General features: G+C 68.6%; 10 protein-coding genes. 8 read left to right on the top strand and 2 right to left on the bottom strand.

What is annotated here, in order from left to right:
- The first annotated feature begins 23 nt into the window (after nt 1-23).
- Complete coding sequence (locus OHA61_RS01835) at nt 24-1169, top strand: aromatic ring-hydroxylating dioxygenase subunit alpha (RefSeq protein WP_406301348.1); 1146 nt, start codon at nt 24-26, stop codon at nt 1167-1169.
- Here the strand turns inward: OHA61_RS01835 and OHA61_RS01830 are convergent.
- Complete coding sequence (locus tag OHA61_RS01830) at nt 1157-1954, bottom strand: IclR family transcriptional regulator (RefSeq protein ID WP_406301347.1); 798 nt, start codon at nt 1952-1954, stop codon at nt 1157-1159. The genes OHA61_RS01835 and OHA61_RS01830 overlap by 13 nt on opposite strands.
- Nucleotides 1955-2097: 143 nt before the next feature.
- Between OHA61_RS01830 and betA the strand changes: the two genes are divergently transcribed.
- Nucleotides 2098-3759 carry a choline dehydrogenase gene (betA, locus tag OHA61_RS01825; RefSeq protein WP_406301346.1) on the top strand — a complete coding sequence of 554 codons (1662 nt, stop codon included), beginning with the start codon at nt 2098-2100 and terminating at the stop codon, nt 3757-3759.
- A complete protein-coding gene (locus OHA61_RS01820) occupies nt 3756-4589 on the top strand; it encodes a methylenetetrahydrofolate reductase (protein WP_406301345.1) in 834 nt (277 codons plus the stop codon). Before betA ends, OHA61_RS01820 begins: the two co-directional genes overlap by 4 nt.
- A gap of 200 nt (nt 4590-4789) precedes the next feature.
- On the opposite strand, the gene purU is transcribed toward OHA61_RS01820, so the two are convergent.
- Entirely contained in the window at nt 4790-5662 is an 873-nt protein-coding gene (gene purU / locus OHA61_RS01815) for a formyltetrahydrofolate deformylase (protein ID WP_324984205.1), read from the bottom strand.
- 219 nt (nt 5663-5881) lie between these two features.
- Between purU and OHA61_RS01810 the strand changes: the two genes are divergently transcribed.
- The 5 genes from OHA61_RS01810 to OHA61_RS01790 all read left to right on the top strand — a co-directional run bounded on the left by OHA61_RS01810 (nt 5882) and on the right by OHA61_RS01790 (nt 14137).
- Complete coding sequence (locus OHA61_RS01810; protein WP_406301343.1) at nt 5882-7351, top strand: aldehyde dehydrogenase family protein; 1470 nt, start codon at nt 5882-5884, stop codon at nt 7349-7351.
- A gap of 20 nt (nt 7352-7371) precedes the next feature.
- Nucleotides 7372-8460, top strand: coding sequence for a glycine betaine/L-proline ABC transporter ATP-binding protein (locus OHA61_RS01805; RefSeq protein WP_406301342.1), 1089 nt, complete (start codon nt 7372-7374; stop codon nt 8458-8460).
- Nucleotides 8460-10451, top strand: a complete 1992-nt coding sequence (locus tag OHA61_RS01800) for an ABC transporter permease subunit (protein WP_406301341.1) — start codon at nt 8460-8462, stop codon at nt 10449-10451. The genes OHA61_RS01805 and OHA61_RS01800 overlap by 1 nt, the downstream gene beginning before the upstream one ends.
- A 47-nt stretch (nt 10452-10498) precedes the next feature.
- The gene (locus OHA61_RS01795; protein WP_406301340.1) at nt 10499-11500 is read left to right on the top strand and encodes an ABC transporter substrate-binding protein; all 1002 of its coding nucleotides are present in this window, start codon (nt 10499-10501) and stop codon (nt 11498-11500) included.
- Nucleotides 11501-11698: 198 nt separating this feature from the next.
- Nucleotides 11699-14137 (top strand): FAD-dependent oxidoreductase, encoded by a 2439-nt coding sequence (locus tag OHA61_RS01790; protein WP_406301339.1) that lies wholly within the window; start codon nt 11699-11701, stop codon nt 14135-14137.
- The last annotated feature ends 4 nt before the right edge of the window (nt 14138-14141 follow it).

The following is a 14141-nucleotide window of genomic DNA, read 5'->3' as shown; positions in this document are numbered from 1 at the left end:
ATGTCACCCGCGAGGAGTGCCCAGTGACCTCGACCAGCCTGCCGGACAGCCTGATCGCCACCCTCCCCGGCTCCTACTACACCGATCCCGGGATCTTCGCCCAGGAGCAGGAGCACATCTTCGAGGCGATGTGGTTCTGCGCCGCGCGCTCCTCAGACCTGGCCGCGCCCGGCGCCTTCCGGACCGTCGACGTCGGCCGCGAGAGCATCCTCCTCACCCGGGCCCGCGACAACTCCGTCCGCGCCTTCTTCAATGTCTGCCGGCACCGCGGCGCCAAGCTCTGCACGGAGGAGTCCGGCGAGGTCAAGCGTGCCTTCCAGTGCCCGTATCACGCGTGGACGTACGACCTGACGGGCAAGCTCGTCGCCGCGCCCAACCTCACGAAGATGCCCGACGTCGGCCGCACCGAATTCGGCCTGGCGAGTGTGGCCACTCGCGAGTGGCTGGGCTATGTGTGGGTCTGTCTGGCGGAGACTCCGCCCTCCTTCGAGGAACAGGTCGTCGGAGAGGTCGTGGCACGGCTCGGCGACGTGGAATCGATCGAGCGCTACGACATGGACAGCCTCGAGGTCGGCAGGCGGATCGTCTATGACGTGAAGGCCAACTGGAAGCTCATCATCGAGAACTTCATGGAGTGCTACCACTGCGCCACGATCCACCCCGAACTCACCGAGGTGCTGCCGGAGTTCGCCGACGGCTATGCCGCGCAGTACTACGTCGGCCACGGCGCCGAATTCGGCGCCGAGATCAAGGGCTTCACCGTGGACGGCTCCGAAGGCCTGGACCGTATCCCCGGTGTCTCAGAGGACCAGGACCGCCGCTACTACGCGATCACCGTCAGACCGCAGGTGTTCATCAACCTCGTCCCCGACCATGTGATCTTCCACCGGATGTACCCGGTCGCCGTCGACCGCACGATCGTCGAGTGCGACTGGCTCTACCTCAAGGACGTCGTGGACAGCGGCAGGGACGTGAGCCGGTCCGTGGAGCTCTTCGACCGGGTCAACCGGCAGGACTTCGACGCCTGTGAGCGCTGCCAGCCCGCGATGAGCTCACGCCTGTACGCCAAGGGCGGCGTTCTCGTGCCCAGTGAGCACCACATCGGTGCCTTCCACGACTGGATCCACGAGCGCCTCGGCAGCGGGCAGCCCCAGGGTCAGCCCAGGTAGCCCATGCGGTGACTGATCTCGTCCGCGCCCTGGATGAGCATCGGGGAGAGCTCGCGCATGCGCTCTTCGGTGAACCGGTACGAGGGCCCGGACGCGCTCAGCGCCGCGATGACCTCTCCGTCACGGGAGCGGATCGGCGCGGCCATGGCGTGCAGCCCGAGCTCAAGCTCCTCAAGCGTCCAGGAGTAGCCGTGTTCGCGGGCATCGGCGAGGTTCTTCTCGAGCTTCGTCTTCGCCGTGAGGGTGCGCGGGGTCACCTTCTTCAGACCCGTCTGCGCCAGCAGCTCGGTGCGCTCCTTGGCGGGCATGTGGGCCAGCAGAATCTTGCCGCTGGAGGTGGCGTGCAGCGGGGTCAGCTGGCCGACCCAGTTGTGCGCCGCGACGGCCGCGGGACCGCGCACCTGGAAGAGGTTGATCGCATAGTGCTCCTGCATGACCGCGATATTGACGGTCTCGCCGATCTCCTCCGCGAGGCGCTCGCAGACCGGTCGGCCCTGCTGTGTGATGTCGATGCGGCCGGTGACCGCACCGGCCAGGCGCACGATGCCGAAGCCGAGGCGGTATTTGCCGCGCTCGCCCGCCTGCTCCACCAGACCGCGCGACTCCAGCGCCCCGAGCAGGCGGAATGCCGTTGATTTGTGGACGTCGATCTCGGCCGCCACGTCACTGACGCCCGCTTCACCTTGTTGGGCAAGGATTTCCAGCACGCTGATGGCGCGGTCGACGGACTGGACCCCGCCGGGCTGCGAACCGGACGTTTCGGTATCTGGACTGTAGTTGCTCACAGCGAAACTATACGCGCAGTAAACAACGATCGTGTGAAGGGGTGCACGACAATTAAGTTGCGTTGCTCGCAACCTGGTGCGTATCGCGCTACTCGTACTAGCATGCCCGGCGTATCGAACGGCGCGACCGAGACGAGGCAGCCATGGCTCCCCAGCAGTACGACTTCGTCATCGTCGGCGGCGGATCGGCCGGCAGCGCACTGGCGAACCGGCTCTCCGCCGACCCGGGCAACCGCGTGCTGGTGCTGGAGGCCGGCCGGCCCGACTACCCCTGGGACGTGTTCATCCACATGCCCGCGGCGCTGACCTACCCGATCGGCAGCCGCTTCTACGACTGGAAGTACGAGTCCGAGCCCGAGCCCCACATGGGCGGCCGACGCGTCTACCATGCCCGCGGCAAGGTGCTCGGCGGTTCCAGCAGCATCAACGGCATGATCTTCCAGCGCGGCAACCCCATGGACTACGAGCGGTGGGCGGCCGACCCGGGCATGGAGACCTGGGACTACGCGCACTGTCTGCCGTACTTCCAGCGCATGGAGAACTGCCTGGCGGCCGACCCCGACGACGAGTTCCGCGGCCACGACGGCCCGCTCGTCCTGGAACGCGGCCCGGCCTCCAGTCCCCTCTTCCCCGCCTTCCTCGAGGCCACCCAGGAAGCCGGCTACCCCCGCACCGACGACGTCAACGGATACCGGCAGGAAGGTTTCGCCCCCTTCGACCGCAACGTCCACCGCGGGCGCCGTCTGTCGGCCTCGAAGGCGTACCTCAAGCCCGTGCGCAGGCGGCCGAACCTTGACATCAAGACCCGTGCGCTGGTCACTCGCGTTCTCTTCGAGGGGAAGCGCGCCGTCGGCGTCGAGTACCGGCGCGGCCGGGGCAAGCCCCAGCAGGTCCGCGCCCGCGAGGTCATCCTCTGCGGCGGCGCGATCAACTCCCCGCAGCTGCTGCAACTCTCCGGCGTCGGGAACGCCGGCGAACTGAGCGCGCTCGGCATCGACGTCGTACACGATCTGCCCGGGGTCGGCGAGAACCTGCAGGACCACCTGGAGGTCTACATCCAGTACGCCTGCAAGCAGCCGGTCTCCATGCAGCCGTACATGGCCAAGTGGCGCGCCCCGTTCATCGGACTGCAGTGGCTCTTCCGCAAGGGCCCGGCCGCGACCAACCACTTCGAGGCCGGCGGCTTCGCCCGCAGCAATGAGGACGTCGAATACCCGAACCTGATGTTCCACTTCCTGCCCGTCGCGGTCCGCTACGACGGCTCCTCACCGTCGGGCGGCCACGGATACCAGGTGCACGTCGGCCCCATGTACTCCGACGCCCTCGGCTCCGTGAAGATCAAGAGCAAGGACCCGCGGGAGCACCCGGCCCTGCGCTTCAACTACCTGTCCACCGAACAGGACCGCCGCGAGTGGGTCGAGGCGATCCGGGTGGCCCGCAAGCTCCTCAACCAGCCCGCGCTCGCCCCGTACAACGGCGGGGAGATCTCACCGGGACCGTCGGTCGAGAGCGAGGAGGAGATCCTCGCCTGGGTCGCGAAGGAGGGCGAGACGGCCCTGCACCCGTCCTGCACCTGCAAGATGGGCACCGACGAGATGGCCGTCGTCGACCCCGCCAGCCTGCGTGTGCACGGCCTTGAGGGACTGCGCGTCGTGGATGCCTCGGTGATGCCCTACGTCACCAACGGCAACATCTACGCGCCGGTGATGATGATCGCCGAGAAGGCCGCCGACCTCATTCTCGGCAAGGACCCCCTGCCGCCCTCCAAGGCCGCCTACTACCGGCACCGCGACGCCGCGAGATGATCGCGCTCCGCCCGCTGCTGCACCGCGTCCGCTACGAGGTGATCCCCGCAAAGACGACGCAGGACAAGGTGCTCGCCCATGTGCCGCGCGACGTGGTGGTCACGGTCACCGCCTCGCCGGTCAAGGGTCTTGAGCCGACGCTCGACCTTGCCACCCGGCTGGCGGCGCACGGCTACCGCACCGTGCCGCATGTGCCCGCGCGGCTGCTGCGGGACGGCGCGCATGTGGCGGAGGTCGTCCACCGGCTGCGCGAGGCGGGCGTGGACGATGTCTTCGTACCTGCCGGGGACGCCGATCCGCCCGCCGGCCCGTACGAGGGCGCGCTGCCCCTGCTACGGCACCTCGCGGAGCTGGGCAGCCCCTTCGCCAGGGTCGGCATCACCGGCTACCCGGAGAGCCATCCGCTCATCGACGACGACATCACCATCCAGGCGATGTGGGACAAGCACGCCCATGCGACGTACATCGTCAGCAACTTGTGCTTCGACTCGCGGGTGCTGGGGGAGTGGGTGGCGCGGGTGCGGCGGCGCGATGTCACGCTGCCGGTGCATGTGGGCGTGGCAGGGCCCGTGGAACGTACGAAGCTGCTGGCGATGGCGGCGAAGATCGGTGTGGGGGAGTCGACGCGCTTCCTGGCCCGGCATGCCTCCTGGTTCGTGCGCTTCGTGGCGCCGGGCGGCTATGCGCCGGAACGGCTGCTGCGGCGCAGTGCGCCGGCGCTGACGGCGCCCTCGGCGGCGGTGGCGGGGCTGCACGTGTTCACGTTCAACCAGATCGCCGAGACGGAGCGCTGGCGGCGGGCGATGCTGGAGCGCGTGGAGGGGGGTTAGCCCCGACCCCGCCCTCCCCCTACGGCCTGGCGGCCGTGGGAGGTACCCCCATCCCGAACTGGGGGCAAGCCCCCAGACCCCGTATGCGACCTTCGGCCGCATGTCCTCAAACTCCCCCAGACTTCGTCCGGGGGGACCCCCAACGGGCTGGATGCGCGGCCCTGCCGCACATCCAGCCCTGTCGGCGCACCCCGTACCGCTCAGCGGAAGACCACCGTCCGGCTTCCGTCCACCATGACCCGGCTTTCGCTGTGCCACTTCACCGCGTGCGCCAGCACCTGCGCCTCCACGTCCCGTCCCACCGTTACCAGTTCGTCCGGATCGAGGGAGTGATCCACACGGACCACGTCCTGTTCGATGATCTGTCCCTCGTCCAGGTCGGGCGTCACATAGTGCGCCGTGGCGCCGACCAGCTTCACGCCCCGGTCGTACGCCTGCCCGTACGGGCGTGCGCCCTTGAAACTGGGCAGGAAGGAGTGGTGGATGTTGATGGCGCGGCCCTCGAGCTGCTTGCACAGGTCGTCCGAGAGGATCTGCATGTAGCGGGCGAGCACCACCAGGTCGATGTCCAGCTCGCGCACGAGTTCCAGAAGGCGTGCCTCGGCATCGGCCTTGGTTTCCTTGGTCACCGGGATGTGGTGGAAGGGGATGCCGTAGGTCCCGGCCAGCTCCTCGAACTCCTCGTGGTTGGAGACGATGGCCGGGATCTCGATGTTGAGCGCGCCGGTGCGCCGGCGGAAGAGCAGGTCGTTGAGGCAGTGGCCGAACTTCGACACCATGATCAGGGTGCGCGTCGGGGTCGAGGCGTCCCGCAGGGTCCACGAGATCCGGTACGCCTCGGCCACGGGGCCGAATCGGTCACGCAGATGTTTCACGTCGGTGTCGGGGTCCGACACAGCGAAGTGGACCCTCATGAAGAAGCGGTCCTGGAGCCGGTCGTCGAACTGCTGGCTCTCCAGGATGTTGCCGGAGTTCCTGACCAGGTAGCCGCTCACGGCATGCACCAGTCCGGCCTGGTCCGGGCACGAGAGGGTGAGGACGTATTCGCGGCCTGGTTGCGGTCGAGGGGACATACGCGGCCTCCGTTGGTGCGTATTGCACAACGCGGTGAGTGATACGCAACATGGTCAGCCTCTCGTCGACCGCGGTCAAGAGAGTCGGGGCAACTGGGTCTCGGGGAGGAATCGGCCTGTCTCGCCCCCTTGACGTGGGTCACACGTTCGGCCAGGGTGTTCCACCACAAGCAATGCAGTGCATGATGCGCAACGAACTTCGGTCGAAGGGCTCCGCTCGTGGCAGACCTGTATCTGGACGGAGAATGGCGCGACGCGGTGGCCGGTGGCCGCCGGGAGATTCTCTGCCCCGCAGACGGCACGCTTGCGGCGGTCGTGTCCGAAGGGACGCGAGCCGACAGCGAGGCAGCGATCGCAACGGCCCGCCGGGCTTTCGACCAGGGCCCCTGGCCGCGGACCCCCGAACGCGAGCGCGGCGCGCTGCTGCTGCGGACCGCCGATCTGATCGAACGCGACGTCAAGGACTTCGCCCGGGCCGAATCGCTCGACACCGGCAAGCGGCTCGTGGAGAGCGAGTACGACATCGCCGATGTGGTCGCCTGCTTCCGCTACTACGGCGGGATCGCGGGCACCAGCGCAGGCCGGGTGATCGACACCGGACGGGACGACGCCGTCAGCCGCGTCACGTACGAGCCGGTCGGTGTGTGCGGGCTCATCACCCCCTGGAACTACCCACTGCTCCAGGCGTCGTGGAAGGTCGCCCCAGCCCTGCTGGCAGGCAACACGATCGTGGTGAAGCCGAGTGAGCTCACCCCCTCCACAACCATCCTGCTGATGCGGGCACTTGAGGAGGCCGGACTGCCGCCCGGCGCGGCCAACCTCGTGCTCGGCTCCGGCCCCGAGGTGGGCGCACCGCTGGCAGAAGACCCGGCCGTCGACATGATCTCCTTCACCGGGGGCCTGGACACCGGCCGGAGGATCATGGCCACGGCCGCCGCGACCGTGAAGAAGGTCGCTCTCGAACTGGGCGGCAAGAACCCCAATGTCGTCTTCGCCGACGCCGACTTCGAGACCGCGGTGGACTTCGCTCTCACGGCCGTCTTCCTGCATTCGGGGCAGGTCTGCTCGGCCGGCGCCCGGCTCATCGTCGAGGACCGCATCCACGACGCCTTCGTCGACGAGGTCGTGCGCCGCGCCGGAGGCATCCGGCTGGGCGGCCCCTTCGATCCCCAGGCCGACACGGGGCCGCTGATCTCCGCGCAGCACCGCGAGAAGGTCGAGGCCTATGTCACCGCGGGCATCGCCGAGGGCGCCGTACTGCGCTGCGGCGGCAGCCGTCCGGTGGACCCCGCGCTCAAAGGCGGCCACTACTACCCGCCGACCGTGCTCGACGAGTGCCGTCAGGACATGCGCGTGGTGCACGAGGAGTCATTCGGACCCGTACTGACCGTCGAGCGCTTCAGCGACGAGGACGACGCCGTACGCATCGCCAATGACACCGAGTACGGACTCGCCGGGGCCGTGTGGACGCAGGACGCCGGCAAGGCCCAGCGGGTCGCGCGGCGGCTGCGCCACGGCACCGTCTGGATCAACGACTACCACCCCTATGTGCCGCAGGCGGAGTGGGGTGGCTTCGGGCACTCGGGCGTGGGCCGCGAACTGGGCCCGACAGGCCTGGAGGAATACCGCGAGCCCAAGCACATCTGGCAGAACATCCAACCCCGGCCGCAGCACTGGTTCCGCGGCTGAACGCCGAAGAGAGGTCGATCGTGACCCCAACGCAGACTGAAGTGCCGCAGCGGCGCGGCACGTCCCAGGACCAGGACGCAGCCCCGGTCATCTCCGTGCGCGGGCTGTGGAAGGTGTTCGGGCCCAAGGCCGACCAGGTGCCGGATTCCGATGAGCTGTGCGGGCTCACGCGCCGCGAGCTCATGGACCGCACCGGATGCACCGCCGCCGTACGGGACGTGAACTTCGACGTGTCGCCCGGCGAGGTCTTCGTCGTGATGGGTCTGTCCGGCTCCGGCAAGTCCACACTGGTGCGATGTCTCACCCGGCTGATCGAACCCACCGCCGGCGAAGTCAACTTCGAGGGCGAGGACATCCGCGGCGCGGACAGCCGGCGGCTGCGTGAGCTCCGGCGCCGCAAGTTCTCCATGGTCTTCCAGCACTTCGGGCTGCTGCCGCACCGCCGGGTCGTCGACAACGTGTCGTACGGCCTGGAGATCCGCGGCATGGGCAGGGCCGAGCGCAACAAGCGTGCCCTGGAGGTCGTCGAACTGGTCGGCCTGTCCGGGTACGAGCACTCCTACCCCGACCAGCTGTCCGGCGGCATGCAGCAGCGCGTCGGTCTCGCCCGGGCGCTCGCCGGCGACCCGGATGTGCTCTTCTTCGACGAGCCGTTCTCCGCACTCGATCCGCTGATCCGCCGGGACATGCAGAACGAGGTCATCCGTCTGCACCACGAGGTCGGCAAGACGATGGTCTTCATCACCCACGACCTGTCCGAGGCGCTCAAGCTCGGCGACCGCATCCTCATCATGCGCGACGGCAAGATGGTCCAGTGCGGCACGGGTGATGAACTGGTCGGCGCGCCCGCCGACGACTATGTGCGCGAGTTCGTCAAGGACGTGTCCCGCGCCGAAGTCCTCACCCTGCGCTGGATCATGCGGGCCCCCGGGCCCCACGACGCCCTCGACGGGCCGGAGTTGGGCCCGGACGTCGTGGTGCGCGAGGCGACGCGTGCGGTGCTCGCCGCCGACAGGCCGGTCAAGGTCGTCCAGGACGGCAAGCTTCTGGGCATCGTCGGCGACGAGGAGATCCTCGCGGTCGTGGCGGGGCAGGAAGGCGGCGCGTGATGGCCGTCATCGCCAAAACGGCCGCGCCGGTCGCATCCGTACGCAGGGTCAGCCGCCGCACGGTGGTGGCCGCGATCCTGATCGCCTGGCTGGTGCTCTTCGCCGCCCTGCGCGGGCGGCAGACACTGGGCCTTGCGGCGGCCGATCTGACCGACCTGCACCGCTGGTTCAACTCGGTCAACGACAGCATCGGTGCCAACCGCAACAGCAACCCGCTCTTCCTCTACTTCTTCAACGAGATCCGGCTGGTCATCGACAATCTCGTGACCTTCGTCCAGTCGCTGATCTCCCAGCCGGGGGCCGGGCGTCCGGTACCCGTCATCGGCTGGCTGGGTGTCGTCGCCCTCGCCGGTTACGTCTCGTGGGCCTTCGGCAACATCCGTGTCGCGGCCCTGGCCGTGGCCGGGTTCGTCTTCCTCGGGCTGCAGGGGCTGTGGCAGGAGAGCATGGACACCCTCGCCCTGACCCTGTCGGCGGTGTTCGTCTCCCTGCTCATCGGGATCCCGCTCGGCATCTGGGCCGGGCTCTCGGACCGGGTGAACCGTGCCATCACGCCGTTCCTGGACTTCATGCAGACGATGCCCACGTTCGTCTATCTGGCTCCGCTGACGCTGTTCTTCCTCATCGGCCCGGCGTCCGCGACGATCGCCACGCTCATCTACGCGGCGCCCCCCGCCATCCGCATCACCGCGCATGCCATCCGCTCGGTGCCCGCCACCACGGTCGAGGCCGCCGAGTCGCTGGGATCCACCCGGCGGCAGACACTCACCAAGGTGCTGCTGCCCATGTCCAAGCGGACCGTCGTCATGGGCGTGAACCAGACCATCATGGCCGCGCTGTCCATGGTCACGATCGCCGCCCTGATCGACGCGCCCGGCCTCGGCAAGACCGTCGTCAAGGCACTGCAGACCCTCGACGTCGGCGTCGCCTTCAACGCGGGGCTCGCCATCGTCGTCATGGCCATCGTGCTGGACCGGGTCACGACCGCGGCAGGTGACCGCGTAGAGACCGCCAGGAGGCGCGGCGCCGGCCGCTTCACGAAGTGGCGCCGTCCCCTGCTGCTGGCCGGCGGCGCAGTGGCCGCGGTGTGCGTGTGGCTGTCCCACACCTACGTGTGGGCAGCCCAGTTCCCCGGCGACGCCGGGGTCGGGAGCGCGATCGCCCGCTCGGCGGACGAGGTCACGCTGTGGACGCAGGACACCTTCGGCGGACTGACCAACGGATTCAGGGACCTGATCACCACCGCGTTGCTCAACCCCTTCGAGACGCTGCTCACCGAGTCGCCCTGGTGGCTGGTGGGCGTGGTGATCGTCGCCGTCGGTGTCGTGCTCGGCGGGTGGCGCGCGGGTGCGACGGCGGTGGTCTGCGTGGCCCTGCTCGTCGGAACCGGGGTGTGGTCGGACAGCATGACGACGCTGGCCTCCACGGCGGTGGCGACGTTGATCGTGATGCTGCTGGGCGTCGTGGTCGGTGTCTGGATGGGCCGCAGTCAGCTGGTCGACCGGCTGATCAGACCCAGTCTCGACGCGGGCCAGACCATGCCCTCGTTCGTGTATCTGGTGCCGTTCCTGGCGCTGTTCGGGGCCACGCGTTTCACGGCGATCATCGCCGCGGTGGTCTTCGCCGCCCCCGTGACGATCAAGATCATCGCGGACGGTGTGCGCGCGGTGCCGGAAACCACGGTGGAGGCCGCCACGGCGGCGGGTTCCAGCACCTGGCAGATCATCACCAAGGTCCAGCTCCCCATGTCACGCAGCGCTCTGACTCTCGCGACCAACCAGGGACTGATCTATGTCCTGTCCATGGTGGTCGTGGGCGGTCTCGTCGGTGCGGGCGCCCTGGGCTACGACGTCGTAGCCGGTTTCTCCCAGGGCCAGTTGTACGGCAAGGGCCTCGCGGCGGGCCTGGCCATCGTTCTGCTCGGGGTCATGTTCGACCGGATATCCCAGGCAGCGGCACGGCGCACTACGAGAGCGCCCGGCGCTCGCTAGGTGGGCCACACCTCAGCGGCCACTGGAAACAGCACAGGAGGCAGTACATGATCGGGAACTTCATTACCCAGTCGCGGCCCGCGAGACGCAGGGCAGCGGTGGCCGGGCTGGCGGCGCTGAGCCTGACCACGCTCGCCGCCTGCGGCGGCGCCAAGGTCGGCGAGTCGGGGTCGGACAAGGCGGGGGGCGGCGCCGGCAAGTGCGGCACGTTCAACCTCGCGGTCAACCCCTGGGTCGGCTACGAGGCCAATGCGGCGGTCATCGCGTATGTCGCCGAGAACGACCTCAAGTGTCAGGTGACCAAGAAGGACCTCAAGGAAGAGGTCGCCTGGCAGGGCTTCGGCACCGGCGAGGTGGACGCCGTTGTCGAGAACTGGGGCCACGACGACCTGAAGAAGAAGTACATCACCGACCAGAAGACCGCCGTGGCGGCCGGGGCGACCGGCAACAAGGGAGTCATCGGCTGGTTCGTGCCGCCGTGGCTGGCCAAGGAGCACCCGGACATCACCGACTGGAAGAACCTCAATAAGTACGCCGCCAATTTCAAGACCTCCGAGTCGGGTGCCAAGGGCCAGTTCCTCGACGGCGATCCGTCGTTCGTCACGAACGACGCCGCACTGGTGAAGAATCTGAAACTTGACTACAAGGTCGTCTACGGCGGCAGCGAGGCCGCGCTGATCCAGGCGTTCAGGCAGGCCGAGGCCAAGAAGAGCTGGGTGATCGGCTACTTCTACGCGCCGCAGTGGTTCCTGTCGGAGGTCGAGCTCGCGAAGGTGAATCTGCCGCCGTACAAGGCGGGCTGTGACGCGGACGCGGCCAAGGTCGCCTGCGACTATCCCGAGTACGAGCTGGACAAGATCGTCAGCAAGAAGTTCGCCGACTCGGGCAGTCCCGCCTATGACCTCGTCAAGAACTTCACCTGGACCAACTCCGACCAGAACCTCGTGGCCAAATACATCGCCGAGGACAAGTTGACGCCGGAGGCGGCGGCCAAGAAGTGGGTTGACGCCAACCGCGACAAGGTCGATTTCTGGCTCAAGAAGGGCTGATCCACAAGAGGGTCCGGGAAGTGCTGACCGTGCCCGGCGGGCTGCCGTGACAGCCCGCCGGGCACGGCTGTTTTTTTGCCCCGGTTACGGCCGTGAACGCCCCTTGACACCCTCCTCGGCGACCGGCATCGTGAGTTGCGCAACCTGAAGCATGTTGCGCTGACAGCAACTCAAACGCTTAAAGGCGGAGGTGCGGCGATGGCGGGACCCCGAGTGGTCATCATCGGAGCGGGCGTCGTGGGAGCGGCGCTCGCCGACGAACTGTCCTTCGCGGGCTGGACCGACATCACGGTCGTCGACCAGGGGCCCCTGCCCGCCACCGGCGGGTCCTCGTCCCACGCGCCGGGGCTGGTCTTCCAGACGAACTCCTCGAAGACCATGACCGAGCTCGCCCGCTACACCGTCGAGAAGTTCTGCAGCCTGGACGTCGACGGGCAGCCCTGCTTCCTCCAGGTCGGGGGACTCGAGGTGGCCACGACCCCCGAGCGGCTGACCGAACTGCACCGCCGCCACGGCTGGGTCACCGCCTGGGGCATCGAGTCCCGGCTGCTGAGCCCCGAGGCCTGCATCGAACTGCACCCGCTGGTGGACCCCGAGCGCGTCCTCGGCGGGCTCCTGGTGCCCACCGACGGCCTGGCCAAGGCGGTGCTCGCCGTCGAGGCCCAGATCCTGCGGGCCACCGAGCGCGGCGTACGCTTCCTCGCCCGCCACGAAGTCCTCGACGTCGTGCACGGCGAGGGCAAGGTCAGCGCGGTCGTCACCGACCAGGGAGAGATCCCCGCCGACATCGTCGTGTGCTGCGCCGGCATCTGGGGCCCGAAGATCGCCCGCATGGTCGGCATGAACCTGCCGCTGACCCCGCTCGCCCACCAACTCGCCTGGACCGGCCCCGTTCCCGCGCTGGAGGGGCAGGCCGAGGAAGCCGTCCGGCCGATCCTGCGCCACCAGGACGCGGACCTGTACTACCGCGACCGCTTCGACCGCATCGGCATCGGCTACTACGGCCACCGGCCCATGCCCATCGATCCGGAAGACATCGCCTCGGTCGACGAGGCCGAGCAGATGCCCTCCGTCCTGAAGTTCACCGAGGACGACTTCGCGGACGCCTGGGCCGAGACTCAGGCCCTGCTGCCCGCGACGCGCGAAGCCAAGATCGAAGAGGGCATCAACGGCCTCTTCTCCTTCACCACCGACGGACTGCCGCTGCTCGGCGAATCACCCGACGTCAAGGGCTTCTGGGTCGCCGAGGCCGTGTGGGTCACCCACTCCGCCGGAGTCGCCCGCGCGGTGGCCGAATGGCTCGTGGGCGGCCACTGCTCGTCCTTCGATCTGCACGAGTGCGACGTCAACCGCTTCGAGCCGCACCAGCTCTCCCCGGAGTACGTCCTGGCCCGCGACTGCCAGAACTTCGTCGAGGTCTACGACATCCTCCACCCCCTCCAGCCCGCAGGCGCCCCACGGCCCCTGCGCACCAGCCCCTTCTACGCCCGCCAGCAGGAACTCGGGGCCTTCTTCCTGGAGGCCACCGGCTGGGAGCGGCCCCAGTGGTACGAAGCCAACGCCCCGCTCGTCGCGGGCCGGTCCATCCCGACCCCCAACGACTGGGCGGCGCGCTACTGGTCGCCCATCGTCGGCGCGGAGGCCCAGACCACCCGCGAGACGGTCGCGATGTACGACATGACGGCGCTCAAGCGCCTGGACGTCACCGGCCGCGGCGCGGCCGCCTTCCTCCAGCGGCTGTCCACCGGCAACGTCGACAAGTCGGTCGGGTCGGTGACGTACACCCTGCTCCTGGACGAAGACGGCGGCATCCGCAGCGACATCACGGTCGCCCGCCTCGGCCGCGACCACTTCCAGGTCGGCGCCAACGGCAACCTGGACCTCGACTGGTTTGCCCGTCACCTGCCGGCGGACGGCTCGGTCCAGGTGCGCGACATCACCGCAGGCACCTGCTGCATCGGCCTGTGGGGCCCGCTGGCTCGCGAGGTCCTCCAGCCGCTCGCCGACTCGGACTTCTCCAACGACGGTCTGAAGTACTTCCGCGCCAAGCGCGCCCACATCGGCTCCGTCCCGGTCACGGCGATGCGCCTTTCGTACGTCGGCGAACGCGGCTGGGAGCTGTACACCACCGCCGACATGGGCCAGAAGCTGTGGGACACGCTGTGGCAGGCCGCACAGCCCCTCGGCGGCATCGCCGCCGGCCGCGGCGCCTTCAACAGCCTGAGGCTGGAGAAGGGTTACCGCTCCTTCGGCACCGACATGACCTATGAGCACGACCCGTACGAGGCGGGGGTCGGCTTCGCCGTCAAGCTCGACAAGGGCGACTTCATCGGCAAGGCCGCGCTGGAGCGGCGCAAGGCGGAGGTACGGCGCCGCCTGACCTGTCTGACCATCGACGACCCGCGGGCCGTGGTCATGGGCAAGGAGCCGGTGTACGACGGCGAGCGCGCCGTCGGCTACGTCACCAGTGCCGCGTACGGCTACACGATCGGCAAGGGCATCGCCTACGCGTGGCTGCCCGCCGAACTCGCCACGACCGGCACCGCCCTGCAGATCGGCTACTTCGACCGGCGCGTGGAGGCGGTCGTCGCCGACGAGCCGCTGTTCGACCCGTCCATGTCCCGCCTTCGCGGCTGAGCCC

It is taken from the genome of Streptomyces sp. NBC_00885, assembly GCF_045207475.1.
Classification (GTDB): domain Bacteria; phylum Actinomycetota; class Actinomycetes; order Streptomycetales; family Streptomycetaceae; genus Streptomyces.
The sequence above is the reverse complement of the archived record's forward strand: the minus strand, read 5'-3'. Positions and strand labels throughout refer to the sequence as shown.